Below are 26,177 nucleotides of genomic sequence, written 5' to 3'. Positions count from 1 at the left end.
CGTCCCCCGCTCCCTGGTGGAAAATCAGCGTTCCCCGCTTTGGCACCTGATGACCCTGGAACTCGAATCGATCAGTTTTCTCAGGCACTTGCTGTCACAACGCAATGCGTCACTCAGCGATGAGTTTGTCGAGTCATCCTATCTGCGCTACCTGGATAAACAGAACCATTACCGCGGACTCAAGCGCATCGCCAGCGTTCTGTTCGATACCCCGGAATACAACATCGACCTACAGGTTCGCCGATCCTGTTGCGAGCCCTTGCGCTCAATAAGCTTGCCAGCTGACGAATTCGCCCTGCTGCTCTCGGTCGCTCTGGACAAGGCGACCAAGCTACACGCCAGTAACGAGAACATTACCCGTGTCGACGCATTGGGTGTAAAGAGCCTGAGTGCCTGGATTCGCCTGGTAATTCGCGACAACACTGTCCATTACGGCAATGCCATCGACATCCTTAGACGCCGCCACGCAGACAGACTCCAGGAAGCATCGCTTTGGTTGGAGCACCTGGCAAACGGTGGGCAGGCAGACGACATTGCGCTAGCACGCCTTTTCTTCCATGACAGTGATATCTACCCGGACAGCCTGCTTCACGACAGCCGCAAAGCGCTACTGGACATCCTGACTGCCTGACTTCTTCTGATGAAAAAGGCCGCCCGAAGGCGGCCTTTTTGCTGCGACTCGACGCAGCGATCAGTCCCCGTAGATATCGCTCTTGAAGTACTTGCCTTCGATTTCCTTGTACTTGCCATTGGCGCGCAGCGCGTCGATCGCGGCGTTGAGTTGGCCGACCAGTTCGGTGTTGCCCTTGCGCACCGCGATGCCAGCGCCCTCGCCGAAGTATTTCGGGTCCTTGAATTCCGGCCCGATGAAGGCGAAGCCCTTGCCGCGCGGGGTTTCCAGGAAGCCGATTTCCAGCGGGATGGAGTCGGCGAAGGTGCCGTCCAGGCGGCCCGCCAGCAGGTCCAGGTAGATCTCGTCCTGGCTGGTATAGCGCACCACGTTGGCGCCGGCCTTGCCCAGGACCTCGGTGGCGAAACGGTCGGCGGTGGAGCCGCGCTGCACGCCGATGTTCTTGCCCTTGAGCTGGCTGAACTGCTCGTCCAGCTGCGAGCCTTCCTTCATCACCAGGCGGCCCGGGGTGAAGTAGTACTTGTGGGTGAAGTCCACCGAGTGCTTACGCTCTTCGGTGATGGTGATGGAGGACAGCGCGGCGTCGATCTTGCGCACTTTCAGCGAAGGGATCAGGCCGTCGTACTCCTGCTCGACCCACTGGCACTTGCGCTTCATCTCTTCGCACAGGGCATTGCCGATGTCGTAGTCGAAGCCGGCAATGCCGCCTTCGGGGGTCTTGTAGGCGAAGGGCGGATAGGCTGCCTCGATGCCGATGCGCAATGGCTTGTCGTCGGCGTGGGAGAAGGTGGCGAAGGCAGCCAGCATCAGGCCGCCCAGCAGGGCTTTGCGATTCATCGATGAACTCCGTTGTGTGGTCGCCGGGGCGAGCGCCGGCCGGTACGTCCTGGCAGTGAGTACGGCATGTCTTGGTTCGTCCAGGGGCGCGACACGGAGGTCGCAGCGGCATTGCCTTGCCCTGACCCAGGCGAATGACTTGTTGTTCTGGCCCGTCCACGCGCGGGCGCGCGTAAACTTAAAATCCAATCTGGACTAAAAAGTACACAACGTCAATCGTCCTGCGACCGCGCGGCGCACTCCCCTTTGCGCGCCCTGCGCTACTCCTTCGGAGGAATGTCGCGCAGCGGGCTCCCGCCTTAGTCTGGAAGCGTTCCGAAGCGATCCGAGGAGGATTCGAGACAATTCTTTCGCATGATTTACCGTAGCTTCCACGGTTATACCTTTTGGCAGATGCCCGAAGCCCCCGCGATACGCTCATGTCGCTGGGGCTTTTTTGTGCCTGTTTTCCAGGTAGCGATGTGCTCGTCGCAGGACCGAGTGGGACGTTCAGTCCTTGCTCGCGAACAGTCCCAGACCGTGAAGCCAAGGCGGTTCGCGAGCAGGGCTCGCTCCTACAGAAGGGCATACGATTGGCGCGCACCGAAGTGGCGGATAACGCTGCGCGTTATTCGCCCTAGGGATGTATTGAGAGACGCAAGGCACGCGGCGGACATCCTGCCCGCCAAGGGAGGTCGGTTTCAGCCGCCGCTGAGGTTCATGAAGCGTAGCACCTGCACGTCACCCACGGTGAATTCGTGACGCGCCGGCTTGCGCTGCAGGGCGCCGCGCAGGGCTTCGAGGATGGGCTCGTCGTGCAGCGGATGGCGGCGCAGCAGGCCGCGCAGGTCCAGGGAGTTCTCGTGGCCCAGGCACAGCAGCAAGCGACCCTCAGCGGTCAGGCGCAGGCGATTGCAGGTGGAGCAGAAGTTGTGCGAATGCGGCGAGATGAAGCCGATGCGCGTGCCCGGGTGCTGCGCCAGGCGCACATAGCGCGCCGGACCGCCGCTGTGTTCGGCGCTGTCCAGCAACTCGTGGCGTTCGGCGATCAGCGCGCGGACTTCGTCGCTGGAACAGAAGCTCTCCTCACGCTCGCGACCGACCTGGCCCAGGGGCATTTCTTCGATGAAGCTGATATCCAGCCCGTGTGCGATGGCGTAATCCACCAGCGCCGGTACTTCGTCGGCGTTGCGGCCCTTCATCACCACGCAATTCAACTTGATGTGCTCGAAACCGGCTTGCTGGGCGGCGTCGATACCCCGCAGCACCTGCTCCAGGCGCCCGGTGCGGGTGATGGCGGCGAAGCGTTGGGCATCGAGGGTGTCGAGGCTGATGTTGAGGCGGGAAAGGCCAGCCGCCTTCAGATCGCCAGCCAATCGGAAGAGCTGCGAGCCGTTGCTGGTCATGCACAGTTCGCGCAGGCCAGGCAGCGTCGCAAGGCGTTCGCAGAGGTGAACGATACCGGGCCGCACCAGCGGTTCGCCGCCGGTGAGGCGCAGCTTCTTCACGCCGCGTTCGACGAAGAGGCGTGCTACCCGCTCGATCTCTTCCAGGGTGAGCACCTGCTGTCGCGGCAGGAAGCGCATGTTTTCCGACATGCAGTAGACGCAACGGAAGTCGCAGCGGTCGGTTACGGACAGGCGCAGGTAGTCGATCTTGCGGCCTTGGCCGTCGATCCATTCGGACATGGTGTTCACTCCGGCCGACCCTCGCCATCCGCGGCGAAGGCCGATATTCATGGCCGTTTCCGAAGCCCCTCCCTGCCCTGGGGGAGGAATAGGGAGAGAGGGGTCCGGAACCGGTTCACTGCACCAGCGGCGACTCCGCAGCGTCGAAGACGAAGCCGTCGATCTGCGCCTCGCCGGCCAGCACGCTGATGTACTGGCTGACGGCGCGTTGCAGCACCTGGGCGCGCAGGTAGCCGGCGATACGCGGGCGGGCCTGCGCGAAGTCCAGCGGCTCGCCGCCATCACGCTCGATCAGCTCGACCACGTGCAGGCCGTAGCGACTTTCCAGCGGATGGCCAAGCAGGCCGGGTTGCTGTTGCAGCAGGCGTTTCTCGAACTCGGGGACGGTCTGCCCCGGTTCGATCCAGCCCAGGTCACCCCCGTCGTCTTTCGACGGGCAGTCGGAGAAGCGCATGGCCTTCTCGGCGAAACGCTCGGGATGTCCACGCAGTTCGGCCAGCAGTTCCTCGGCCTGTTCGCGGGCCTTGGCGCGGCCTTCCAGGTCGTCCGGCGCGCAACCCAGCAGCACGTGGCGCAGACGCATGCGCCACGGCGAAGTCAGGCGGGTGGGGTTGGCTTCGTACCATTGGCGGCAGCTGGCCTCGTCGGCCTCGGGCACGCCGACTTCACGGTCGATCAGGGCGCGAATGCGCGCTTCTTCCGGGGCCTCGCCTTCTTCCGCGTCGGCCGCGAGGCCCAGCGCGTCGGCGCGCTGCACCAGCAACTGGCGCACGACCAGCGCGCGGCAGGCGGAGTACAGCGCCTCGGCATGGCTGGCGGCAGGGTGGTACTGCAGCTCGCGAGCCAGCTCGTCCTCGGCGATGGCGACGCCATTGACGGAGATGGCAGGCAGGTCGACGTGTTCGACCTTGGCTTCGTAGTGGGAGCAACTCATTTCGATTACCTCCGGATGGCGGATAACGCCGGTCGCGTTATCCGCCCTACGGTTCGAGGTTCGGGTAGGGCGAATAACGCGCCAGCGTTACCCGCCGCTTCATCACACCGCGCGACGCTTGGTGCGGACCACCTGGTAGCGGCGGCCGAAGTACCACACCGGGGCGCTAACGATGTGCACCAGGCGAGTGAAGGGGAACAGCACGAACAGGGTCAGGCCCAGGGTCACGTGCAGCTTGTAGACCAGCGAGACCGGAGCGATCGCTTCGGCGGCGGCCAACGGCTGGAAGGTGACGATGGACTGCGCCCAGTTGGCGAGCATGACCATCACCGAACCATCCAGGTGATGGGTGGAGGCGACGATGGTTGACAGGCCGAGGATCAGCTGGACGTAGAGCACCAGCAGGATCATCAGGTCCGAGGCGTTGCCGGTGGCGCGGACGCGCTCATTGGTCAGGCGGCGCAGGATCAGGCCGGTCAGGCCGATGAAGCAGAGGATGCCGAAGAAGCCGCCGGAAACCATCGCCAGCAGCTGCTTCTGCTCGGTGCTGATCAGGTGCTCGTAGACCGAGTGCGGGGTGAGCAGACCGACGAAGTGGCCGGCGAGGATGAACAGCACACCGACGTGGAACAGGTTGCTGTAGACCCGCATGCCCTTCTTGCTCAGCATCTGGCTGGAGCCGGCTTTCCAGGTGTATTGCGAGAGGTCGAAGCGCGCCCAGCTACCGATCAGGCAGATGGCGAGCGCAACGTAGGGATAGACCCCGAAGGCTAGAAGATCGAGGGACATGTTCAGACTCCTTCTCTGGCCGCCCGGTACTGCATCTGCGGCACCGGCTGGGCGACCCACTGCATGGGTTGTTCGGCGGCGGAGGAAATCCGCCGGGCGCTGGTGGACGGGCAACCGGCGGCGGGCTCGGTAAAGCTCACCGGGGTTTCCTCCCAGGCCTTGTCGATGGCTTCCAGGCTGTCGTCGCGCACTTCCTGCTCGCGGTCGCGCTTGAGCGCACCGAGGTCCGGCTGCTCGCCGGACAGCTCCAGCAGGCTGTGGAAGACCGCCGCGTAGCTGCTGCCGCGTTCCTCCAGGCGCAGGGCGATCAGCGCAAGGATGTGTGCGACTTCGGCCAGACCGACACGCGCTGACTCGGCGTCCTGCAGAGCGAGGAACTCCAGGTACAGCGGCAGGTAGTCCGGCAGCTCGTTGACGTCGATGACCAGGCCCGCCTGGGTGTAGCGGTCCATCAGGTCGACCATCGCCTGGCCACGGTCACGGCTTTCGCCGTGCACGTGTTCGAAGAGCAGCAGGGAGACCGAGCGGCCGCGCTCGAACAGGCCGTCGTAACGGGCCTGCACGTCGAGGATGTCGCCCTTGCACAGCTCGTTGAGCAGCGCGGCGAGGCCGTCGCGCTGCTTTTCCGGCAGGTCGCAGGTGCGGATCAGGGCATGCAGCGCCAGGCTTTCCTCGCGCAGTTCGATGCGAGGGTAATCGAGCATCAGCGCGCTGAGCTTCAGTAACTGGCTATGGCTCTCAAGGGAAATTCCCATGGCTGTCACTCCTGTATCTGCACGGTCTGGATGACGTTGCGCTTGTCCACGGCCTTGCCGCCGAACAGGTTCACGCCCGAGTTGCCGGAGCAACCGTTGCCAAAGCTGAAGCCGCAACCCGAACGCTCGGCGAACGCATCCGACAGCGCCTCTTCGCGGTGCGCAGTGGGGATGACGAAGCGGTCTTCGTAGTTGGCGATCGCCAGGTAGCGGTACATCTCTTCCACCTGGTTCACGGTCAGGCCAACTTTCTTCAGCACGTCCAGGTCCTGCTTGCCTTCCACGTGTTCGGCACGCTTGTAGGCGCGCATGGCCAGCAGGCGCTTGAGGGCCAGCAGCACCGGAGCGGTGTCGCCAGCGGTCAGCAGGTTGGCCAGGTACTGCACGGGGATGCGCAGGGACTCGACATCCGGGATCACCCCGTCGCTGCCGATGTGGCCTTCGGAGGCGGCGTTCTGGATCGGCGACAGCGGCGGCACGTACCAGACCATCGGCAGCGTGCGGTATTCCGGGTGCAGCGGCAGGGCCAGCTTCCAGTCCATGGCCAGCTTGTACACCGGCGACTTCTGTGCGGACTCGATGACGCTGTCCGGTACGCCATCCTTGCGCGCCTGCTCGATCACTTTCGGATCGAACGGATCGAGGAAGATTTCCAGCTGCTTCTGGTAGAGCTCACGCTCGTTCTCGCAGGTGGCCACTTCGTGGATACGGTCGGCGTCATACAGCAGCACACCGAGGTAGCGGATGCGGCCCACGCAGGTTTCCGAGCAGACGGTCGGCTGGCCGGCCTCGATGCGCGGATAGCAGAAGATGCACTTCTCGGATTTGCCGCTCTTCCAGTTGAAGTAGATCTTCTTGTACGGGCAGCCGCTGATGCACATGCGCCAGCCGCGGCACTTGTCCTGGTCGATCAGGACGATGCCGTCCTCCTCGCGCTTGTAGATCGCGCCGCTCGGGCACGACGCCACGCACGCCGGGTTCAGGCAGTGCTCGCACAGGCGCGGCAGGTACATCATGAAGGTGTTTTCGTACTCACCGTAGATGTCCGCCTGGACCTGGTCGAAGTTCTTGTCCTTGCGACGCTTGGCGAATTCGGTACCGAGGATTTCCTCCCAGTTGGGGCCCCACTCGATCTTCTGCATGCGCTGGCCGGAGACCAGCGAGCGCGGGCGGGCGACCGGCTGGTGCTGGGCCTTGGGTGCGGTGTGCAGGTGCTGGTAGTCGAAGTCGAAAGGCTCGTAGTAGTCATCGATTTCCGGCAGGTCCGGGTTGGCGAAGATGTTTGCCAACACGCGGAACTTGCCGCCGATGCGCGGGACGATGGAGCCGTCGGCGTTACGCTTCCAGCCGCCCTTCCACTTCTCCTGGTTCTCCCACTCTTTCGGGTAACCGATGCCGGGCTTGGTTTCGACGTTGTTGAACCAGGCGTACTCGACGCCTTCGCGGCTGGTCCAGACGTTCTTGCAGGTGATGGAGCAGGTGTGGCAACCGATGCATTTGTCGAGGTTCAGCACCATGCCGACTTGCGAACGAATTTTCATGGCAGTAATCCTCAAATGTCCTGGGGCAGCGGTTGCGGCAGGGCGTCACCGCCCAGTCCACCCTGCTCCGGCTCGTCGAGCCAGTCGACCTTGTTCATCTTGCGCACCACGACGAACTCGTCGCGGTTGCAGCCGACGGTGCCGTAGTAGTTGAAGCCCCACGCCTGCTGGGCGTAGCCGCCGATCATGTGGGTGGGCTTGAGGACCACGCGGGTCACCGAGTTGTGGTGGCCGCCACGGGTGCCGGTGGTCTCGCTGCCCGGCAGGTTCACGATGCGTTCCTGGGCGTGGTACATCATCACCATGCCGTCCTTCACGCGCTGGCTGACCACCGCGCGGCAGGTCGCGGCGCCGTTGGCGTTGAAGACTTCGACCCAGTCGTTGTCCTCGATGCCGGCGCGTTTCGCGTCGTTCTCGCTCATCCAGATGATCGGGCCACCGCGCGACAGGGTGAGCATCAGCAGGTTGTCGCTGTAGGTGGAGTGGATGCCCCACTTCTGGTGTGGGGTGATCCAGTTCAGGGTGATCTCGGTGTGACCGTTAGGCTTCTTGTTGAACAGCTTGTCGGTGCTGCGGGTGTTGACCGGCGGCCGATAGCTAACGAAGCCTTCGCCGAAGGCCTGCATCCAGGGGTGATCCTGGTAGAACTGCTGGCGACCGGTGATGGTGCGCCACGGGATCATCTCGTGGACGTTGGTGTAGCCGGCGTTGTAGCTCACGTGCTCATCTTCCAGGCCCGACCAGGTGGGGCTGGAGATGATCTTGCGCGGCTGCGCCTGGACGTCGCGGAAGCGGATCTTCTCTTCTTCCTTGGGCAGCGCCAGGTGGGTATGGTCACGGCCGGTGAACTTCGACAGCGCCTCCCAGGCCTTCACGGCGACCTGGCCATTGGTTTCCGGCGCCAGGGCGAGGATCACTTCGGCGGCGTCGATGGCGCTCTCGATGCGCGGACGGCCTTCGCTGATACCGGTCTCGGTGACCTTGTGGTTCAGCTCGCCGAGCAGCTTGATTTCCTTGTCGGTGTTCCAGCCGATGCCCTTGCCGCCGTTGCCGAGCTTGTCCAGCAGCGGGCCGAGGGAGGTGAACTTCTTGTAGGTGTTGGGGTAGTCACGCTCGACCACATGCAGGGTCGGCATGGTCCGGCCGGGAACCGGTTCGCACTCGCCCTTCTTCCAGTCGCTGCCGCCGAACGGCTGCGCGAGTTCGTTGGCGGTGTCGTGCAGCAGCGGCACGGTGACCAGGTCCTTCTCCACCCCCAGGTGGCCGACGGAAACCTCGGAGAACTTCTTGGCGATCGCCTTGTAGATCTCCCAGTCGCTCTTGGCTTCCCACGCCGGATCGGTCGCGGCGGACAGCGGGTGGATGAAGGGGTGCATGTCGGAGGTGTTGAGGTCGTCCTTCTCGTACCAGGTGGCGGTCGGCAGGACGATGTCCGAATACATGCAGGTGGAGGACATGCGGAAGTCGAGGGTAGTGACCAGGTCCAGCTTGCCTTCGGCGCCTTCATCGACCCAGTCGACTTCGCTCGGGCACGGGCCGCCGGCCTTGCCGAGGTCGTCGTTCATCACGCCGTTCTTCGCACCCAGCAGGTACTTGAGCATGTACTCGTGGCCCTTGCCCGAGGAGCCGAGCAGGTTGGAGCGCCAGATGAACATGTTGCGCGGGAAGTTCTGCGGATCGTCCGGTTGCTCGCTGGCCACGCGCAGGTTGCCGGCCTTGAGTTCACGGACCACGTAGTCCTGCACCGGAATGCCGGCGCGCTCGGCGTCAGCGGCGATGTGCAGCGGGTTGCGGTTGAGCTGCGGGGCGGACGGCAGCCAGCCCATGCGCTCGGCCCGGATGTTGTAGTCCAGCGCGTGTTCGGGGAATTGCCTGGTGTCGGCCAGCGGCGAGAGGACTTCGTGCATCGAGATCTTCTCGTGGCGCCACTGCGAGCTGTGCAGGTAGAAGAAGCTGGTGCCGTTCATCTGCCGTGGCGGACGGCTCCAGTCGGTGCCGAACGCCAGCGGGACCCAGCCGGTCTGCGGGCGGAGTTTTTCCTGGCCGACGTAGTGCGCCCAGCCGCCACCGCTCTGGCCGATGCAACCGCACATCATCAGCATGTTGATGACCGCGCGGTAGTTCATGTCCATGTGGTACCAGTGGTTCATCGCCGCGCCGATGATGACCATGGCCTTGCCGTGGGTCTTGTCGGCGCTGTCAGCAAATTCGCGGGCCACCTGGATGGCACGGGCTGCCGGTACGCCGGTGATGCGGGCCTGCCAGGCCGGGGTGTAGGGCACGTCGGCGTCGGTGTAGGAAGCCGCAACGTTGCGGCCACCCAGGCCACGGTCGACGCTGTAGTTGGCCATCTGCAGGTCATACACGGTGGCGACGCGCAGGGTCTTGCCGTCGGCGCCGATGACCTCGCGGAAGGGCACGCGGCGCACCAGCACCTCGTCGTTGTCCACACCCTTGAAGTGCGGATGTTCCTGGCCGGCGAAGTAAGGGAAGCCGACGTCGCAGGCGTTTTCCGGGCCGTCGATCAGGGTCAGGGCCAGGCGGGTTTCACGCTTCTCGCCGCCCTCGGTTTCCTCGATGTTCCACTTGCCCGACTCGCCCCAGCGGTAGCCGATGGCGCCGGTGGGCGAGACCAGCTCGCCGGAGATTTCGTCCAGGCCGATGGTCTTCCACTCGGGGTTGTTGTCCTGGCCGAGGTTGTTCGCCAGGTCTGCCGCGCGCAGGTAGCGGGTCGGCTTGAGTACGCCCTCGGTGTGCGGCTCGAGCAGCACCAGCATCGGCATGTCGGTGTACTGGCGGCAGTAGTCGACGAAGTAGGCGCTGGGCTTCTCGAGGTGGAACTCCTTGAGGATGACGTGACCGAAGGCCATGCCCAGCGCGGCGTCGGTGCCCTGCTTGGGGTTGAGCCAGAGGTCGGTGAGCTTGGCCACTTCGGAGTAGTCCGGGGTGACGGCCACGGTCTTGGTGCCCTTGTAGCGGACTTCGGTGAAGAAGTGCGCATCGGGGGTACGGGTCTGCGGGACGTTGGAACCCCAGGCGATGATGTAGCTGGAGTTGTACCAGTCGGCCGATTCCGGCACGTCGGTCTGCTCGCCCCAGATCTGCGGGGACGCGGGCGGAAGGTCGCAATACCAGTCGTAGAAGCTCAGGCACACGCCGCCGATCAGCGACAGGTAACGGGCGCCGGCGGCGTAGCTGACCATCGACATGGCCGGGATCGGCGAGAAGCCGATGACGCGGTCCGGGCCATAGGTCTTGGCGGTGTAGACGTTGGCCGCGGCGATGATCTCGGTGACTTCGCTCCAGCTCGAGCGGATGAAGCCGCCCAGGCCGCGCTCGCTCTTGTAGCTTTTCGCCTTGGCGGAGTCTTCGACGATGCTGGCCCAGGCGTCCACCGGGTCGTTGTGGGTGGCGCGGGCTTCACGCCAGAGCTTGAGCAGCGGCTTGCGCACCTTGGGGTATTTCAGGCGGTTGGCGCTGTACATGTACCAGGAGTAGCTGGCGCCACGGGGGCAACCGCGCGGCTCGTGGTTGGGCAGGTCCGGGCGGGTGCGCGGGTAGTCGGTCTGCTGGGTTTCCCAGGTGATCAGGCCGTTCTTCACATAGATCTTCCAGGAGCACGAGCCGGTGCAGTTCACCCCGTGGGTAGAGCGAACGATCTTGTCGTGCTGCCAGCGCTGCCGGTAACTGTTTTCCCAGGCGCGGCTTTCGTTGGTGACCTCGCCATGACCATCGGCGAATTCACCCTGCTTCTTCTTGAAGAACTGCAGGCGGTCGAGTAGGTAACTCATCTGTATCTCCTCACCCGGTCTGTGCCGGGCGTTCAAGCTCAAATCAGGACTCGCGAATCACGTATGGCGAATAACGCGCGGCGTTATCTGCCGAAGAGGTCAACAAGGGCTTTCCGCGCCCTTGCGGGCGTACCACCACCAGGTGGCAACGATGCAGCTCACGTAGTACGCGACGAAGACGTAGAGGGCGCCCTCGGCGCTGCCGGTCATGGCCAGGGAGGTACCGAAAGCCTTGGGAATGAAGAAGCCGCCGTAGGCACCGATGGCCGCCGAGAAACCGATCACTGCCGCGGACTCCATGCTGGCGCGCTTGGCCGCATGGGCTTCGGTGACGTGGCCTTGCTTCAGGCGGGCCGCCCATTCGTTGCGGAAGATCACCGGGATCATGCGGAAGGTGCTGCCATTGCCGATGCCGGCGAAGAAGAACAGCGCGATGAAGGAACCGAGGAAGCCGAAGAAGCTGCCAGTGCCATTGGCACCCGGCAGGAAGCTGATCACCGCGAACACACCGGCGATCATCGCCGCGTAGTTCCACAGGGTGATGCGCGCACCGCCGAATTTGTCGGCCAGCCAGCCGCCCAGCGGCCGACTCAGGGCGCCCACCAGCGGGCCGAGGAAGGCGTACTGCAGCGGGTTGATGTCCGGGAACTGGGTCTTGCTGAGCATGGCGAAGCCAGCGGAGAAGCCGATGAACGAGCCGAAGGTGGCCACGTACAACCAGCACATCAGCCAGTTGTGCTTGCGTTTGAAGATTACCGACTGCTCAAGGAAGGAGGCCTTGGCATCGGCGATATCGTTCATGCCGAACCAGGCAGCGACGGACACCACGGCAATGAACGGTACCCAGATCCAGCCGGCGTTCTGCAGGAACAGACGACTGCCGTCGGTCAGTTGCTGCGGCTCACCACCGAAGGCGCCGAACAACCCTCCTGCGACCGCCAGGGGCACGGCGAACTGCATGACCGAAACCCCCAGGTTGCCCAGGCCGGCGTTCAGGCCCAGCGCAGTGCCCTGCTGATTCTTCGGGTAGAAGAAGCTGATGTTGGACATGCTGGAAGCGAAGTTACCGCCGCCGAAGCCGCACAGCAGCGCGATGCAGGCAAACACCCAGTAGGGAGTAGTCGGGTCCTGCACGGCAAAGCCCAGCCAGAGGCAGGGGATCAGCATCGAGGCGGTGGACAGCGCAGTCCAACGGCGGCCGCCGAAGATCGGCACCATGAAGGAGTAGAAGATGCGCAGGGTCGCACCGGAGATCGACGGCAGCGCGGCAAGCAGGAACAACTGGTCGTTGCTGAAGCTGAAACCGGCGGCGTTCAGGCGCACGGTGACGGTGCTCCAGATCATCCATACGGCGAAGGCAAGCAACAGCGCGGGGATCGAGATCCACAGGTTGCGCGCGGCGATGCGCTTGCCGGTCTGCGCCCAGAACTCAGGGTCCTCGGGGCGCCAGTCGACCAGCAACGGTCCTTTGGCGGCTTTGAGTTGGGGGTTGGCGATCATGCCCATGACGGCATTACCTCAGGATTGACTGGAAGGAATGGGAGAGGCGTCGACGTCGGCCACCCGGGCCTGGCCGTCGAGGCGCTGTTGCTGCTTGATCGCGTAGTGCATCCAGACCATGCAGATCACGGTCAGGCCGAACAGCAACATGAAGCAGGAGGAGCGCACACCGATGTGGTCGGCGGCGTAGCCGAACAGGATGGGCAGACAGAAGCCGCCGAGGCCGCCGATGACCCCGACCATGCCGCCGACAGTGCCCATGTTCTGCGGGTAGTAGTCGTGGATGATTCGGTACACGCTGGCCTTGCCGAAGCCCTGGGCGATGCCGACGATGAACACCAGGAAGGTGAACAGCCAGACGTTCAGGCCGATACCGAGGCTGACGTCACCCTTGATGCCGTGGATGGTCATGGTGGTCGGCGGGTAGGAGAGGAAGAACAGGCAGACCAGGCAGATCCAGAACACGCCCCAGTTCACCGCACGGGCGCCGTAGTGGTCGCTGAACCAGCCGCCCAGGGCGCGGATCAGGCCAGAAGGCAGGGTGAACAGCATGGTGATGAAGGATGCGGTGCGCAGGTCCAGGCCGTATTCGGCGATGTAGTACTTGGGCAGCCACAGGGCCAGGGCAACGAAGCCGCCGAAGACAAAGAAGTAGTACAGGCCGAAGCGCCATACACGCAGCTCGCCCAGCGGTGCCAGCTGCTTGGCCAGGGTCGGGCGCGGACGGCTCGGGTCGGCGTCGCCGCCCTTGGTGTGAGCCGGGTCTGTCCAGGTGCAGAACCAGAACAGCAGCGCGGTCACCAGCATGGCCACCGAGTAGATCTGCGGGACCATGCGCCAGCCGAAGGCAACCACGATCATCGGCGCCACCAGGTTGGTGATTGCCGCACCCGCGTTGCCGGCGCCGAAGATGCCCATGGCGGTGCCCTGGCGCTCCTTCTCGAACCACGAGGAGGTGTAGGCGATGCCCACCGCGAAGGAGCCGCCGGCCAGGCCGACGAACAGGCCCAGCACCAGGTAATGCCAGTAGAGGGTGGCGAAGGCCAGGCCGTAGATCGGGATGGCCACCAGCAGCATGTGGATGAAGAACACGATGCGCCCGCCGAAGCGGTCGGTGATCAGCCCCAGCGGCAGCCGCACCAGAGAACCGGTAAGGATCGGCAGCGCCACCATCAAGCCGAACTGGGCTTCGGACAGCCCCAGCTCTTCCTTGATGCGGATACCGATGATCGAAAACATCGTCCAGACCGCGAAGTTCACGGCGAACGCCAGTGTGCTCATGCCGAGCACGGAGTACTGTTTCTGACGGTGGGACAACATGGCTAAGCTCACTTCCTGACAGCCTTTGCCCGCACGTTAGGTAAGGACTAGTCGCCTTCTCTTGATCGTCATCAATGAGCGAAAGGGCGATTCATGAGCAGATGCGCGCCGCTACCTCCTAGTGGGTATCCCCGATATGAATGCTTAACTCATTGTTTTAAAAGGCATTTACTATGAATACGGCACACACTGCCGAGCCTTCCGGCAACGACCGATTCTTTGTGGGTAGTCCCCCCGCTGGACGCCCGTCCCTGCGCAAATCCATCGTCGTGCGCTTCGGCTGCTACCTCACCCTACTGGTGTCGCTGGCGTTGGCGGGCATGTTCAGCGCCCTCCTGTTCGCCGACTATTCGCACCAGGATGCGGCGGTGATCAACCAGGCCGGCTCGTTGCGGATGCTCACCTACCGACTGGCGCTGGACCCCTCGCCGATCAACCGCCAGGCCCTGCAATCGACCCTCGCCGCGCGCCTGGACAACGACGAGATCACCCGCCTGCTGCGCCGTGCGGACGCCGACGCGCCGATCCGCCAGCAGCACGACCAGTTGCGTAAGGAACTACAGAACCTAGACCTTTCCGAAGCGCCAGCCCTGAGCACCCTGGACACTTTCGTCGGGCATATCGACGGCTTCGTCGGCACTCTGCAGCGCAACGCTGAATACCGATCACAGATGCTCAGCACGGTGCAGGGCCTGTGCCTGTTCCTCAGCCTGCTGGTGGTGTTCATCAGCCTCTATGACCTGAGCTACCACGTGGTCGGGCCGCTGCGCGAACTGACCACCACCGCCCGCCGCCTGGGCGAAGGCGACCTCGACGCCAGGGTCAGCAGCAGCGGCGAAGACGAGCTGAGCCAGCTGGGCGAGCGCTTCAACCAGATGGCCGAGGAGCTGCAAGCCAGCTACCGCGAACTGGAAGCGCGGGTGGAAGACAAGACCCGTGCCCTGTCCAACAGCCACCAACGCCTGGAGCTGCTCTACGACAGCGCCCGTCGCCTCGGCCAGGACCCTTACGACGAACGCACCCTGCAACCGCTACTGAATCAGTTGGAACGCGTGCTGCAAGCCGGCAAGGTGACGCTGTGCCTGAACAAGGACGGTGTCGAGCGCGCCTACGCCTCGCTGACCACCGACGGCATCACCGGCGGTTTCTGCCTGCAGGGCAACTGTGGCGACTGCCGCGCCCAGGCCGACCATTGCGGCGAGCCGGTACGCAGCCTGAACCCGCTGCTGATGCAACCGCTGTCCATCGGCGAGCACCGCTTTGGCGAATTGTTCATCGAGACCACCACCGGCCAGTTGGAAGACTGGCAACGGCAGTTCGTCGAAGGCTTCTGCGACAACATTGCGCGCACCTTCGCCCTGTCCCTGCAACAGGAACAGGAGAACCGCCTGGCGCTGTTCGCCGAGCGCAGCACCATCGCCCGCGAACTGCATGACTCGCTTGCCCAGTCGCTGTCCTACCTGAAAATCCAGGTCAGCCGACTGGCCACCCTGCTCAAGCGCGATGTGCCGGCGGAGAAGATCGACGAGACCCTCGACGAACTGCGCGAAGGCCTCAACAGCGCCTACCGCCAGCTGCGCGAGCTGCTCACCACCTTCCGCCTGAGCCTGGAGCAGTCCAGCCTGGAAGCTGCGCTGGTGAAGACCGTGGAGGAATTCGCCGAACGTGGCGGCCTGAGCATCGAGCTGGACAACCGCCTGGCGCACATCCCGCTCAACCCCAACGAGGAAATCCACATCCTGCAGATTGTCCGCGAAGCGCTGTCCAACGTCGTGCGCCATGCCCAGGCGAGCCAGGCCAAGGTGACCCTCTTCGAGGATGCCGAGGACCACGTGTGCATCACCGTGGACGATGATGGAGTGGGCTTTGACCCAGCGCAGAGCCGCAATGGGCACTATGGGCTTAGCATCATGCGGGAGCGCAGCCAGACCCTGGAGGCCACCTTCGCCATCGCCCCGCGCGAGCCGCAGGGCACGCGGGTCAGTGTGCGCTTCACCCACAAACCCCTGTCGCAGTACCCGGAGACCCACCCATGACGGCCGCCCCCACCGATGACCGCGCGCGCATCCTGCTCGTCGATGACCACCCGATGATGCGCAAGGGCGTGGTCCAGCTGCTGGAATTCGAGGACGATCTGGAAGTGGTGGGCGAAGCCGGCAGCGGTGAGGAAGCCCTGCGCCTGGCTGCGGAGCTGGAGCCGGACATGATCCTGCTCGACCTCAACATGAAGGGCATGACCGGCCTCGATACCCTGCGTGCCATGCGCGAGAACGGCGAGGATGCGCGCATCGTGGTGTTCACCGTCTCCGATGACCGCAACGACGTGATCAACGTGCTGCGGGCTGGCGCCGACGGCTACCTGCTCAAGGACATGGAGCCCGAGCGCCTGCTGGAACACATCCGCCAGGCCGCCACCGGCCAACTGACCATCAGTCCGCAGCTGACCCAGGTGTTGGCCCAGGCACTGCGCGGCGATGACCGCCCCAAGGGCATCGAGGAACTCACCGACCGTGAGCGGCAGATCCTGCGCCAGCTCGCCCACGGCTACAGCAACAAGATGATCGCGCGCAAACTCGATATCACCGAAGGCACCGTGAAGGTCCATGTGAAGCGCGTGCTGCACAAGCTGGGCATGCGCTCACGCGTGGAAGCGGCAGTCTGGGCGGTGGAGAACCATCTGGTCTGACCTCGATGACAGCCGCCATCGGGTCTGACGGCGGATAAAGCGTTCCGCTTTATCCGCCCTACCTCCCTGGTAGTAGCCAGCTCGCCAACTTGATTCAGATCATGTCGCGCCAGCCCATGGCGGCAGGACACTGCGGGACTCACCCTGGAGGTCCCCATGCCGCCCTCGCCGCACCTGCCCCTCGTGTATTCCTGCTCCGGCTGCTCCAACCTCGCGCAGCTGGCCAACGACCTCGCCCTGCGCCTGGACCGTGACGGCCTGGCGGAGATGTCCTGCATTGCGGGAGTGGGCGGCGACGTGCCCGCGCTGGTGAAGAAAGCCTGCTCCGGCCGGCCGATCATCGCCGTGGACGGCTGCCACCTGCACTGCGTGCAGAGCTGCCTGGCACGCCACGGGGTGAAAGCCGACCACGAGATCACCCTGACCGAATACGGCCTGAAGAAACGTTACGGGCAGGATGCGCCGGTGCAGGACTTCGAGATGCTCTACGAGGAACTGCAGTTCCTCGTACGCACCCCGGCCTGAGCCGCCACCGCGCAGGACGAAAGAACAGACGCCGACGTAGGATGGGTGGAGCGCAGCGATACCCATCGATTGGCGCGCCAGGACAGCATGGGTATCGCAAGCTCCACCCATCCTACGGGAGCGGCTCAGGCGTTTTCCTGTACTACCTGGCTGGCGCGGCGCATGGCGCGCCACAGCCAGGACGGCAGGCTGTCCGGATCGAGACTATCGATCAGGTTCTTCACCGCCAGCCCCAGTTCGGTATCGCCCTCGATCACCAGACGACGCCGGAAAAACAGCGTGTCCGGGTCCTCCTGCCGGCCCGCCAGCAGCAGGAAGTCGCGCCAGCTGCCACGGATGGTCACACTGGGTGTGCAGGCATCGGCGAAGCGCAGGCCATCGCGGCCGCGCGTGAGGCTCCAACCCAGGCCGAGATCATTCACTTCCAGACGCAGCCAGTGGCCGTCGAGGATGTCGAAGGCACCGTCTGCCAGGGGCTCGGCGAACAAGCGGTTGGCGGCGCGCTGCAGAATGGCGCGCTGCAGCCCCGAAGGGACGCGTGCGGCCAGCGGCAGCAGGCGGTCGGCGGCGCGCAGGGCACTGGTTTCGAGTGTCAGCACAGGTTCACCTCATCACTGCGCAGCATGCCCGGTCGGCCATGCCAGTATCCGTTGCATCCCGCCACCGCCAGCGGCGGTATGGCACCCTTGCGCACCTGGTCGAAAGCCTGCACGACCTCCACCATGCCTTCCGCACGCGGGCTCAGGCGCAGCAGATCGGCGCCACAATCAAGCAGCGAGGCATAGTCCGCCAGCAGATTGCTGACCTCGCCGGACATCGTCTGGATTCCGTTGAGCGTGAACAATGGCATGCCTTCCTGGCTCAGCATCGGCATGCCTTCGGGGTAGTTCATGCAGCAGAACTGGCAGTCGTCCTTGGGCCGGTTCTCCGCCCGCGCAGTGAAGCAGCGCGCCGAGTACGCCAGCGGCAGATGGCCGTAGGCGAACACTTCGGTCTCCACCTCGGTGATGCCCAGCTCGCGCGCCTGCTCGATCACGGCATGGATCTGCTCGCCGGAGCATTCCACCGGCGGCACCCAGCGGCGCATGCCGGCGGCGTGCAGCTCAGCCAGCGTATGGCCGTTGTAGACATTGAGCGCGGGCCCGCCGACGAATTCGACGCCCAGGGTACTGAGAATCTGCACCGCCCCCATGTCGCTTGCCTCGACCTGCAGCTCGCCGTTGGCACAGAGGCGACGCAGCGACGACAGCTCGGAGGCCGCCTCGATCAGCGCCAGCCCCGAGATGAGGATTTGCGCCCCGCTCTGCTGCTGCAGCTCGCGCCCCAGGCCCAGCCAGTTGTCGAGCGACATGGCGCGGCGTTTGGAGCAGACGGTCTCGCCGATAGTGATGGCGTCCAGCGGCTGCTCGGCCATCTGCGCATAAAAATCCAGGAGTGTCCGGCGGTCCCAGTAGAACAGCACCGGTCCCAGGCTGAGTTTCATCACGAGGTCCTCATTGCCAGGAGCGATGGTAGGCGCCCAGGGTCGTCTGGTGGCCTTCGGAAAGCTTGTCCAGGGCGTCCTGCCACTGCGTCAGCGCGCGGTAGTTCTCCGGTGCGCGCTGCCACGCATCCAGCGCCTGGCGCCAGACGCGGGTGACCTGCTCGACATAGGCCGGGCTGCGTTGCCGACCCTCGATCTTCACCGCCGCGACGCCGATTTCCGCCAACTGTGGAATCAGGTCGATGGTGTTCAGGCTGGTGGGTTCTTCCAGGGCATGGAAGCGTTCGCCGTTGACCACGAAGCGGCCCTTGCACAGGGTCGGGTAGCCTGCCGGCTCATTCGGCGCATAACGGTCGATCAGCACGTCATTGAGACGCGAGGTCAGGCCTTCGGGCTCCTCGCTCCAGCGCACCGCCTTCGCCGGCGAACAGACGCCGCAGAGATTCGGCGACTCGCCGGTGACATAGGAGGACAGGTGGCAGCGGCCCTCGGCCATGATGCACAGGCTGCCGAAGGCGAAGACTTCGATGGGCACCGGGCTGTTCGCCGCCACCTGGCGCACCTGCGCCAGCGACAGCACGCGCGGCAGCACGGCGCGGCGGATGCCATAGCGCTCGTGGTAGAACGCCAGCGCCGCCACATTGGTGGCCGAGCCCTGTACCGAGAGATGCAGCGCGAGGTTCGGGTGGCGCCTGGCGGCGTAGCCGAGCACCGCACAGTCAGCGGCAATCAGTGCATCCACGCCCAGGTCCGCGGCGTGGTCCACCGCGCGTTGCCAGCGGGACCAGCCGGCCGCGCCGGGATAGGTGTTGACCGCCACGTACATCTGCTTGCCGGCGCTGTGGATAACTTCCACGCCCTGGCGCAGCTGGCGGTCATCGAGGTTGAGGCCGGCGAAATGCCGGGCGTTGGTGTCATCGCGAAAGCCGACGTAGATGGCGTCGGCGCCTTCGCGCAGGGCCGATTTCAAGGCGGGCAGACTTCCCGCCGGGCAGACCAGTTGCATGCTTCCCCCGGGCAGTACGGAGGCCGCCGGCCCCCGCCGGCAGCCGGGAACGGCGTCAGGCGCCGAGTTCGCTGAAAGACAGGAAAGGCAGCGGCTCGCCGGCGTGCAGGGTGCGCCCGGCCTCCACCACCGCCAGGCCATCGGCCCAGCTCGCCGCACGCAGCATGGCCGAGCCCTGCTGCGGGTGCAGGCAGATGCATGCCACGCCGTCGCCGCCGAGTTCCAGGCGCGCGCGCAGGTACTGGCGCCGCGAGTTGGCCGTGGGCCAGTCGAAGCCCGCCGGCAACGTGACCGGCAGCGTATCGACCACGCTACGCCCCTGGGCACGCCAGAGGAACGGTCGCGCCACCACCAGTGCCGTGACCAGCGCGGCAGCCGGATTCCCCGGCAGGCCGATCCACGGTTTGCCGGCGATGCTGCCGAATGCCAGCGGTTTGCCCGGCTGCATCTTCAGCTTCCACAGGTGCAGTTCGCCCAGCTCGCGGATCGCCTGCTTGAGGTAGTCACGGTCGCCCACCGATACCCCGCCGCTGGTGATCAGCACATCCCATTCGGACGCAGCGAGGCTCAGCGCATCGCGGCTGGCCGCCAGGGTATCGGCGAGTACACCGTAGTCGTGCACCTCGACACCCCAGCCACGCAGCAACGCACCGACGCTGAAGCGGTTGGCGTTGTAGATCTGCCCTGGGGCAAGCGACTCACCAGGCTCGCGCAACTCGTCGCCACTGCTCAGCAGGCAGACGCGCAGCGGGCGAAAAACCTTGACGCGGTCCAGGCCGACGCTGGCCATCAGGCCCAGGTCCTGGGCGCGCAGTTTCTTCCCGGCACTTAGCAAGGCATCGCCTACACACAGCTCTTCGCCGCGACAGCGAACATGGCTGCCGTGCTCGACCACGGGCACCTGCAGCCAGTCGCCGTCGACCTCGCAGTCTTCCTGGGCGATCACGCTGTCCGCCCCCGGCGGCAACGGCGCGCCGGTGAAGATGCGCATGGCCTGGCCGGGTTGCAGTTCGACCTGGGCAGCATCGCCGGCAGCAATACAGCCGGCGATCTTCAGTCTCGCACCCGTCGGCCCCATGTCGGCGCTGCGCAGGGCGTAGCCGTCCATCGCGCTGTTGTCCCAAAGCGGCAGGTCGATAGGTGAGTGAATGTCCTCGGCCAGGATGCGGCCCAGAGCCTCCTCCAGGTCGACACACACAGTCGGCGGCGCCGGGGGAGCGAAATCCATCAGCGCGGCGATGGCCTCGTCCACCGGGCGCAGGCCGGAACCGGAACAGCCGCAGGCGCTCATGAGCGTGTACCGCAGGCCAGCACCGGGCGCTCGGGCAGGCGCTTGAGATGGGGGACGAAATTGCAGGGTTTGGTGCGGCTGTCCAACTGCTGCACCAGGATCTTTTCCCAGGCGGTCAGGCAGGCGCCGGTGGAGCCGGGCAGGCAGCAGATCAGGGTGCCGTTGGTGATGCCGGCGATAGCGCGGGACTGGATCGTGGAAGTGCCGATTTCCTCGCGGGAAATCTGCCGGAACAGCTCGCCGAAGCCGTCCACGGTGCGCTCGAGCAAAGGCGCGACGGCTTGAGGGGTGTTGTCACGGGTGGTGAAGCCGGTACCGCCGGTGATCAGGCCGACCTGGACCTTGGGATCGGCAATCCAGGCCGAGACCACGGCGCGGATCTGGTAGATGTCGTCGATGACCAGCCGGCGCTCGGCGAGGGCGTGTCCGGCCCGTTGCAACGAGGTCACCAGGGCCTGGCCGGAGGTGTCGTTGTGCAGGCTGCGGGTGTCGCTGACGGTGAGGACAGCGATCTCCAGCGGCTGGAAGTCCGGGGTGCTGAGATGGCTCATGAGGGGCTCTCCGATTCGGAGCAAAAAGGGCTGGCGCCAGCCTGCGCCCCTTCCTCCTTACCGCCCATTCCTCCTAGGAGGTACTGCCCCGGCGCGTGCGGGGCATCGCCACCGGTCGGCGCGCAGACGCTCCCTCTCTTTCATCCGAATGTGGATGCGCAGTCGCGGATAAAGCGTGCCGCTTCAAGCGCCCTACGCCTGGCTCCGGAGCAGGCCTGGCCTCAACACCAGGAATCGCCCATCCACAGGGCGGATAACGGCTCAGGCGTTATCCGCCGCCCATGGGTTCACAGATGCACAGGCGACGGACTCAGCTCTTCCAGCGGTCGGCGGCAGCCTGGTCGCTGCAACGGCCCTCGACCCAGCGCGGGCCGTCGGTGGTGTCTTCCTTCTTCCAGAATGGCGCGCGGGTCTTCAGGTAGTCCATGACGAAGTTGCAGGCATCGAACGCCGCCTGTCGGTGGGCGCTGGCCGCACCGACGAAAACGATGGGCTCGCCCGGCTCCAGGCGACCGATGCGGTGGAGGATTTCCAGGCGCAGAAGCGGCCAGCGCTCGTTGGCCTCGACCTCGATCTTCGCCAGCGCCTTCTCGGTCATGCCGGCGTAGTGTTCGAGGAACATGCCACCCACTTCGCGGCCATCGTTGAAATCACGCACATAGCCGACGAAGCCGACCACCGCACCGACGCCGACGTTGGCGGCGTGCATCGCGTTGAGTTCGGCGCCCGGATCGAACGCCGCCGGCTGGACGCGGATCGCCATGGGCTCAGCCTCCGGTCACGGTGGGGAAGAACGCCACTTCGTCGCCGTCGACGAGAGGCTCGTCCAGGGAACACAGTTCCTGGTTACGCGCGCACATCAGGTTCTGCTCGCCGAGCACGTCCCAGGCACCACCGCGCTCCAGCAGCAGGCGCCGCAGGTCATCGAGGCTGGCCAGGGATTGGCTCCAGTTCAGCTGCTCGCCCTCCAGGCCGAGGGCTTCACGGTAGCGGGCGAAGTACTGCACGCGGATCATGGGGTGTCTCCTGCTACGCCATCGTTGACCAGGTAGTGCCCGCTCTTGCCGCCGAGCTTCTCCAGCAGGCGTACGCTTTCGATGGTCATGCCGCGGTCCACGGCCTTGCACATGTCGTAGATGGTCAGCGCGGCGACGCTGGCGGCGGTCAGCGCCTCCATCTCCACACCGGTCTGCCCGGCCAGCTTGCAGCGGGCGACGATGTGCACGGTGTCTTCCCCCTCGGCGACCAGTTCGACCTTCACGCTGGTGAGCAGCAACGGATGGCACAGCGGGATCAGTTCATGGGTCCTCTTCGCCGCCTGGATGCCGGCGATGCGCGCCACGGCGAATACGTCGCCCTTGGGGTGGCCGCCGTCCTGGATCAGCTGCAGGGTCGCCGGGAGCATGCGCACCCGGGCTTCGGCCACGGCCTCACGGGACGTCACGGCTTTTTCGGTGACATCGACCATGTTGGCGCGGCCCTGGGAATCGAGATGGGTCAGCACGGGTGGGCACTCTCCGGAGAATCAGGGGAACAGTTTAACCCCGACGCGCGGGGCTGGCAGACCGGCGAGCGGCGCGTTGGGGGGAGGATTGTATACAAGAAGAGGTATATGTGCGGTGAGAGTTCAAGTCTCTCCGTCCGCACCCCGTTCGACGGTGTATCCGACTGGCTGCCAGCTTGCGCCTTCTGCCCAACGGTTCCCTCTCCCTGAAGGGAGAGGGAGCAAACCGTGCAGGCTTCAGTCTTCGTTTACACCGGACGTATCCGGGAAATAGAAGGCCCGCCAGATGGCGGGCCCTGCTGAGTAAGCGGAAGGCTTACATGTGCGCTTCGGCGAATTCCGCCAGTACGGAGCGCGGCACCCCTTGCAGGGTCACGTGCACGCCGTGGGGGAAGTCCTTGAAGCGTTCGGTCAGGTAGGTCAGGCCGGAGCTGGTGGCCGACAGGTAGGGGGTATCGATCTGCGCCAGGTTGCCCAGGCAGATAACCTTCGAACCGTTGCCCGCGCGGGTGATGATGGTCTTCATCTGGTGCGGGGTGAGGTTCTGGCACTCGTCGATCAGGATCAGGCTCTGCTGGAAGCTGCGGCCGCGGATGTAGTTCAGCGATTTGAACTGCAGCGGCACCTTGCTGAGGATGTAGTCGACGCTGCCATGGGTGCACTCGTCATCCGAATGCAGCGCTTCGAGGTTGTCGGTGATCGCGCCGAGCCAGGGCTCCATCTTCTCCGCCTCGGTACCGGGCAGGAAGCCAATGTCCTCGTCCAGGCCCTGCACGCTGCGGGTCGCGATGATGCGCTTGTAGCGTTTGGTGACCATGGTCTGCTCGATGGCGGCAGCCAGGGCAAGGATGGTCTTGCCCGAGCCGGCGGCGCCGGACAGGTTGACCAGGTGGATGTCCGGGTCCAGCAACGCGTACAGCGCCAGCGACTGGTACACATCGCGCGGACGCAGGCCCCATGCCTCCTGGTGCAGCAGCGGTTCCTGGTGCAGGTCGAGGATGGTCAGTTCGTCCTGGTCGATACCCTTGATCCAGCCGACGAAACCCTGCTCATCGACGATGAACTCGTTGATGTGCACCGCCGGCAGGTTGTCGGTGAGTTGCACTCGATGCCAGGTGCGACCGCGATCCTGGCGGGTCTCCACCTTGCTGACACGGTCCCAGAACGACCCATTCAGCGAGTGGTAGCCACGCGACAGCAGGTTGATGTCATCGACCAGTTGGTCGGTGTGGTAGTCCTCGGCAAATACCCCGCAGGCACGCGCCTTCAGGCGCATGTTGATGTCCTTGGTGACCAGCACCACACGCTTGCTGCTGTGGCGACTCTTCAGCTCCACCAGCTGGTTGATGATCTTGTTGTCGTTGAGGTGCTCGGGCAGCCAGGTGATCGGCTCGGCGCGCTTGCTCATGAGGATCGACAGGCTGCCGCACGGCCCGCTCTTGCCGCGCTGGATGGGCACGCCATCCTCTACCTGATCGGGCGAGGCCTCGCCCAGTACCGAGTCGATGAGACGGATTGCCTGGCGGCATTCCGCGGCCACGGTGTGTTTGCCGGTCTTGAGCTTGTCCAGTTCCTCCAGCACCGTCATCGGGATCGCGACGTGGTGCTCCTGGAAGTTCAGCAAGGCGTTGGGATCGTGGATCAGGACGTTGGTATCAAGGACGTACAGGGTGGGCTGGGTGGGGCGGGAGCGTCCGTGGTCATCCATACGCAGGTCACCTCTTGTAGGAGCGTTACGACGGAATGCCTTTACAGCGCTCCGCCGTGCGGTGAGCCACCGGCTCTCGGGCTCCTGGGATCGGCAGGATTCGAGAGCACTGCATACAAGGGACTGGCCGGGCCGGGGCCGCCACCTGTCTGCAGGGTTCGGCGGTCTACGACTCCAGAAATACAGGAAAAAACATGACGATAAAAAGTCTTTTTCCTTCCTAAGAAGGTTTTTTTCGTCGTACGACGAAATACCTTGGCGACGGCCTCGGACAGCGCTAGTTTTAGGAGTCCTACCCCTCGTAACGCCCTCCTCTTTTTTCGCCAGATCAGTCTCTTAGACCCATACGCAGCGCCTACTCCGGCACTCGTCCCCCAAGCTCCACCCTGCCCGTCTCTATAGATGTCGATCCCGCGACTCGCCCGTCGCTAATCGTCCCCATAGGTGGAGCCAACGCCCGCGACTCCTTACAATCGCCGCTCGCTTGTAGGAGACCGCACGATGCTGATGGTGATTTCCCCCGCCAAGACCCTGGACTACGACACCGCGCCGGTGACGCAGCGCTTTACCCTGCCCGAACACCTGGACGACGCCCAGGAGCTGATCGGTATCCTGCGGGAACTGGCCCCGGCGCAGATCGCCGAGCTGATGCACCTGTCGGACAAGCTCGCCGGCCTGAATGCTGCGCGCTTCGGCAGCTGGCACCCGGACTTCACCCCCGCCAACGCCAAGCAGGCACTGCTGGCCTTCAAGGGTGATGTCTATACCGGCATGCAGGCCGAGGACTTCAGCGAGGACGACTTCGACTTCGCCCAGCGCCACCTGCGGATGCTCTCCGGCCTCTACGGCGTGCTTCGCCCGCTGGACCTGATGCAGCCGTATCGCCTGGAAATGGGCACCAAGCTGGCCAACGGCCGGGGCAAGGACCTCTACGCCTTCTGGGGCGAGCGCATCAGCGGCTGGCTGAACGAGTCCCTGGCCGAACAGGGCGACGACGTATTGCTGAACCTGGCTTCCAACGAGTATTTCGGTGCGGTGAAGCGCAAGGCCCTCAACGCACGGGTGATCGACACTGAGTTCAAGGACCTGAAGAACGGCCAGTACAAGATCATCAGCTTCTACGCCAAGAAGGCCCGCGGAATGATGGCGCGCTACGTGATCAAGGAACGCCTGACCAACCCCGAAGGCCTGAAGGACTTCAACTACGCGGGCTACGCCTACAGCGCCGAGCACTCCAAGGCCGACCAGCTGGTGTTCCTGCGCGATCATGCCGAAGACTGATCCAGCATTTGCGCTGCACCAAACGGGAGCCCTGGGGCTCCCGTTTTCGTTTCGACCTCGTATACCGGGTAGGCGCGCGAGCTTCGGTAGGACGCACAACCTGGAACAGGTTATTCGCCGGCTCATCCGTGGCGGATAACGCTGGCGCGTTATGCGCCCTACAAGGTCGCTACCCCGCCCGCCGCTCGCTCCTACGAAAAGCCCCTGATACCAAATGGCCTGTAAGCCATTGGCCATGGAACCACCCGGTCACCAGGGCTCCGACTGTACGTTTCCTGCTCAAAACACCCCCTGATCGCCGCACTCCTGATCGGAACGGCCGCTATTGCCGGCTGCCAGCAGGAACACAAACCGGCTGCCGCACAACCTGCCACGAC

Annotated in this window: 23 protein-coding genes; 5 read left to right on the top strand and 18 right to left on the bottom strand. The window is 64.6% G+C overall.

Features of this window, described 5'->3' with window-relative positions; genetic code table 11:
- Nucleotides 1-631 (top strand): hypothetical protein (locus FAS41_RS30920; protein ID WP_171049572.1); only part of this gene is annotated, 631 nt, incomplete at its 5' end.
- 60 nt (nucleotides 632-691) lie between these two features.
- On the opposite strand, the gene FAS41_RS28700 is transcribed toward FAS41_RS30920, so the two are convergent.
- The 9 genes from FAS41_RS28700 to FAS41_RS28660 all read right to left on the bottom strand — a co-directional run bounded on the left by FAS41_RS28700 (nucleotide 692) and on the right by FAS41_RS28660 (nucleotide 13,765).
- Nucleotides 692-1,468 (bottom strand): ABC transporter substrate-binding protein, encoded by a 777-nt coding sequence (locus FAS41_RS28700; protein ID WP_138526697.1) that lies wholly within the window; start codon nucleotides 1,466-1,468, stop codon nucleotides 692-694.
- A 680-nt stretch (nucleotides 1,469-2,148) separates the two neighbouring features.
- Nucleotides 2,149-3,135 (bottom strand): GTP 3',8-cyclase MoaA, encoded by a 987-nt coding sequence (moaA, locus tag FAS41_RS28695; protein WP_138526696.1) that lies wholly within the window; start codon nucleotides 3,133-3,135, stop codon nucleotides 2,149-2,151.
- Nucleotides 3,136-3,250: 115 nt separating this feature from the next.
- The gene (locus FAS41_RS28690) at nucleotides 3,251-4,069 is read right to left on the bottom strand and encodes a peptidylprolyl isomerase (protein WP_138526695.1); all 819 of its coding nucleotides are present in this window, start codon (nucleotides 4,067-4,069) and stop codon (nucleotides 3,251-3,253) included.
- 102 nt (nucleotides 4,070-4,171) lie between these two features.
- Nucleotides 4,172-4,858: a respiratory nitrate reductase subunit gamma gene (gene narI, locus FAS41_RS28685; RefSeq protein WP_138526694.1), complete on the bottom strand. Its 687-nt coding sequence runs from the start codon at nucleotides 4,856-4,858 to the stop codon at nucleotides 4,172-4,174.
- Between the two features lie 2 nt (nucleotides 4,859-4,860).
- The gene (gene narJ, locus FAS41_RS28680) at nucleotides 4,861-5,613 is read right to left on the bottom strand and encodes a nitrate reductase molybdenum cofactor assembly chaperone (protein WP_138526693.1); all 753 of its coding nucleotides are present in this window, start codon (nucleotides 5,611-5,613) and stop codon (nucleotides 4,861-4,863) included.
- 5 nt (nucleotides 5,614-5,618) lie between these two features.
- Nucleotides 5,619-7,154, bottom strand: coding sequence for a nitrate reductase subunit beta (gene narH, locus FAS41_RS28675; protein ID WP_138526692.1), 1,536 nt, complete (start codon nucleotides 7,152-7,154; stop codon nucleotides 5,619-5,621).
- An 11-nt stretch (nucleotides 7,155-7,165) separates the two neighbouring features.
- On the bottom strand, nucleotides 7,166-10,945 hold the full coding sequence (locus tag FAS41_RS28670; protein ID WP_138526691.1) for a nitrate reductase subunit alpha: 3,780 nt from the start codon (nucleotides 10,943-10,945) through the stop codon (nucleotides 7,166-7,168).
- Between the two features lie 99 nt (nucleotides 10,946-11,044).
- The gene (locus tag FAS41_RS28665) at nucleotides 11,045-12,451 is read right to left on the bottom strand and encodes a NarK family nitrate/nitrite MFS transporter (RefSeq protein ID WP_138526690.1); all 1,407 of its coding nucleotides are present in this window, start codon (nucleotides 12,449-12,451) and stop codon (nucleotides 11,045-11,047) included.
- Between the two features lie 12 nt (nucleotides 12,452-12,463).
- Nucleotides 12,464-13,765 carry a nitrate/nitrite transporter gene (locus tag FAS41_RS28660; RefSeq protein WP_138526689.1) on the bottom strand — a complete coding sequence of 434 codons (1,302 nt, stop codon included), beginning with the start codon at nucleotides 13,763-13,765 and terminating at the stop codon, nucleotides 12,464-12,466.
- A gap of 173 nt (nucleotides 13,766-13,938) precedes the next feature.
- Here FAS41_RS28660 and FAS41_RS28655 point away from each other — a divergent pair, with 173 nt between their 5' ends.
- The 3 genes from FAS41_RS28655 to FAS41_RS28645 all read left to right on the top strand — a co-directional run bounded on the left by FAS41_RS28655 (nucleotide 13,939) and on the right by FAS41_RS28645 (nucleotide 16,976).
- Nucleotides 13,939-15,801, top strand: coding sequence for a histidine kinase (locus FAS41_RS28655; protein WP_138526688.1), 1,863 nt, complete (start codon nucleotides 13,939-13,941; stop codon nucleotides 15,799-15,801).
- On the top strand, nucleotides 15,798-16,451 hold the full coding sequence (narL, locus tag FAS41_RS28650; protein ID WP_138526687.1) for a two-component system response regulator NarL: 654 nt from the start codon (nucleotides 15,798-15,800) through the stop codon (nucleotides 16,449-16,451). The genes FAS41_RS28655 and narL overlap by 4 nt, the downstream gene beginning before the upstream one ends.
- A gap of 156 nt (nucleotides 16,452-16,607) precedes the next feature.
- A complete protein-coding gene (locus FAS41_RS28645; RefSeq protein ID WP_138526686.1) occupies nucleotides 16,608-16,976 on the top strand; it encodes a putative zinc-binding protein in 369 nt (122 codons plus the stop codon).
- Between the two features lie 125 nt (nucleotides 16,977-17,101).
- Here FAS41_RS28645 and ubiT read toward each other — a convergent pair whose 3' ends face one another.
- From ubiT to FAS41_RS28600, 9 genes are all read right to left on the bottom strand, one after another.
- A complete protein-coding gene (ubiT, locus tag FAS41_RS28640) occupies nucleotides 17,102-17,575 on the bottom strand; it encodes a ubiquinone anaerobic biosynthesis accessory factor UbiT (RefSeq protein WP_138526685.1) in 474 nt (157 codons plus the stop codon).
- Nucleotides 17,569-18,459 carry a U32 family peptidase gene (locus FAS41_RS28635; protein WP_138526684.1) on the bottom strand — a complete coding sequence of 297 codons (891 nt, stop codon included), beginning with the start codon at nucleotides 18,457-18,459 and terminating at the stop codon, nucleotides 17,569-17,571. Before FAS41_RS28635 ends, ubiT begins: the two co-directional genes overlap by 7 nt.
- A gap of 10 nt (nucleotides 18,460-18,469) precedes the next feature.
- Nucleotides 18,470-19,465 carry a ubiquinone anaerobic biosynthesis protein UbiU gene (ubiU, locus tag FAS41_RS28630; RefSeq protein WP_138526683.1) on the bottom strand — a complete coding sequence of 332 codons (996 nt, stop codon included), beginning with the start codon at nucleotides 19,463-19,465 and terminating at the stop codon, nucleotides 18,470-18,472.
- A 55-nt stretch (nucleotides 19,466-19,520) separates the two neighbouring features.
- Complete coding sequence (locus FAS41_RS28625) at nucleotides 19,521-20,756, bottom strand: molybdopterin molybdotransferase MoeA (RefSeq protein ID WP_138526682.1); 1,236 nt, start codon at nucleotides 20,754-20,756, stop codon at nucleotides 19,521-19,523.
- The gene (gene moaB, locus FAS41_RS28620; RefSeq protein ID WP_138526681.1) at nucleotides 20,753-21,307 is read right to left on the bottom strand and encodes a molybdenum cofactor biosynthesis protein B; all 555 of its coding nucleotides are present in this window, start codon (nucleotides 21,305-21,307) and stop codon (nucleotides 20,753-20,755) included. The genes FAS41_RS28625 and moaB overlap by 4 nt, the downstream gene beginning before the upstream one ends.
- Nucleotides 21,308-21,617: 310 nt before the next feature.
- The gene (gene moaE, locus FAS41_RS28615; RefSeq protein WP_138526680.1) at nucleotides 21,618-22,070 is read right to left on the bottom strand and encodes a molybdopterin synthase catalytic subunit MoaE; all 453 of its coding nucleotides are present in this window, start codon (nucleotides 22,068-22,070) and stop codon (nucleotides 21,618-21,620) included.
- 4 nt (nucleotides 22,071-22,074) lie between these two features.
- Complete coding sequence (locus tag FAS41_RS28610; protein WP_138526679.1) at nucleotides 22,075-22,323, bottom strand: MoaD/ThiS family protein; 249 nt, start codon at nucleotides 22,321-22,323, stop codon at nucleotides 22,075-22,077.
- The gene (gene moaC, locus FAS41_RS28605; RefSeq protein WP_138526678.1) at nucleotides 22,320-22,811 is read right to left on the bottom strand and encodes a cyclic pyranopterin monophosphate synthase MoaC; all 492 of its coding nucleotides are present in this window, start codon (nucleotides 22,809-22,811) and stop codon (nucleotides 22,320-22,322) included. The genes FAS41_RS28610 and moaC overlap by 4 nt, the downstream gene beginning before the upstream one ends.
- A gap of 316 nt (nucleotides 22,812-23,127) precedes the next feature.
- On the bottom strand, nucleotides 23,128-24,519 hold the full coding sequence (locus FAS41_RS28600) for a PhoH family protein (protein WP_138526677.1): 1,392 nt from the start codon (nucleotides 24,517-24,519) through the stop codon (nucleotides 23,128-23,130).
- A 501-nt stretch (nucleotides 24,520-25,020) separates the two neighbouring features.
- Here FAS41_RS28600 and yaaA point away from each other — a divergent pair.
- Nucleotides 25,021-25,800, top strand: a complete 780-nt coding sequence (gene yaaA / locus FAS41_RS28595; RefSeq protein WP_138526676.1) for a peroxide stress protein YaaA — start codon at nucleotides 25,021-25,023, stop codon at nucleotides 25,798-25,800.
- Nucleotides 25,801-26,177 lie beyond the last annotated feature (377 nt).

This window comes from Pseudomonas nicosulfuronedens, from assembly GCF_005877905.1.
Classification (GTDB): Bacteria; Pseudomonadota; Gammaproteobacteria; order Pseudomonadales; family Pseudomonadaceae; genus Pseudomonas; species Pseudomonas nicosulfuronedens.
Note: the sequence above shows the minus strand (reverse complement) of the source record. Positions and strands in the feature narration are given on the sequence as shown.

Coding starts and splice junctions, on each gene's coding strand:
- FAS41_RS28655 (WP_138526688.1), top strand. CDS start 13,939: ATGAATACGGCACACACTGCCGAGCCTTCCGGCAACGACCGATTCTTT.
- FAS41_RS28665 (WP_138526690.1), bottom strand. CDS start 12,451: ATGGGCATGATCGCCAACCCCCAACTCAAAGCCGCCAAAGGACCGTTG.
- FAS41_RS28690 (WP_138526695.1), bottom strand. CDS start 4,069: ATGAGTTGCTCCCACTACGAAGCCAAGGTCGAACACGTCGACCTGCCT.
- narI (WP_138526694.1), bottom strand. CDS start 4,858: ATGTCCCTCGATCTTCTAGCCTTCGGGGTCTATCCCTACGTTGCGCTC.
- FAS41_RS28610 (WP_138526679.1), bottom strand. CDS start 22,323: ATGATCCGCGTGCAGTACTTCGCCCGCTACCGTGAAGCCCTCGGCCTG.
- yaaA (WP_138526676.1), top strand. CDS start 25,021: ATGCTGATGGTGATTTCCCCCGCCAAGACCCTGGACTACGACACCGCG.
- FAS41_RS28660 (WP_138526689.1), bottom strand. CDS start 13,765: ATGTTGTCCCACCGTCAGAAACAGTACTCCGTGCTCGGCATGAGCACA.
- moaE (WP_138526680.1), bottom strand. CDS start 22,070: ATGGCGATCCGCGTCCAGCCGGCGGCGTTCGATCCGGGCGCCGAACTC.
- narH (WP_138526692.1), bottom strand. CDS start 7,154: ATGAAAATTCGTTCGCAAGTCGGCATGGTGCTGAACCTCGACAAATGC.
- FAS41_RS28635 (WP_138526684.1), bottom strand. CDS start 18,459: ATGAAACTCAGCCTGGGACCGGTGCTGTTCTACTGGGACCGCCGGACA.
- FAS41_RS28625 (WP_138526682.1), bottom strand. CDS start 20,756: ATGAGCGCCTGCGGCTGTTCCGGTTCCGGCCTGCGCCCGGTGGACGAG.
- FAS41_RS28670 (WP_138526691.1), bottom strand. CDS start 10,945: ATGAGTTACCTACTCGACCGCCTGCAGTTCTTCAAGAAGAAGCAGGGT.
- FAS41_RS28700 (WP_138526697.1), bottom strand. CDS start 1,468: ATGAATCGCAAAGCCCTGCTGGGCGGCCTGATGCTGGCTGCCTTCGCC.
- FAS41_RS28645 (WP_138526686.1), top strand. CDS start 16,608: ATGCCGCCCTCGCCGCACCTGCCCCTCGTGTATTCCTGCTCCGGCTGC.
- narJ (WP_138526693.1), bottom strand. CDS start 5,613: ATGGGAATTTCCCTTGAGAGCCATAGCCAGTTACTGAAGCTCAGCGCG.
- FAS41_RS28600 (WP_138526677.1), bottom strand. CDS start 24,519: ATGGATGACCACGGACGCTCCCGCCCCACCCAGCCCACCCTGTACGTC.
- ubiU (WP_138526683.1), bottom strand. CDS start 19,465: ATGCAACTGGTCTGCCCGGCGGGAAGTCTGCCCGCCTTGAAATCGGCC.
- moaA (WP_138526696.1), bottom strand. CDS start 3,135: ATGTCCGAATGGATCGACGGCCAAGGCCGCAAGATCGACTACCTGCGC.
- narL (WP_138526687.1), top strand. CDS start 15,798: ATGACGGCCGCCCCCACCGATGACCGCGCGCGCATCCTGCTCGTCGAT.
- moaB (WP_138526681.1), bottom strand. CDS start 21,307: ATGAGCCATCTCAGCACCCCGGACTTCCAGCCGCTGGAGATCGCTGTC.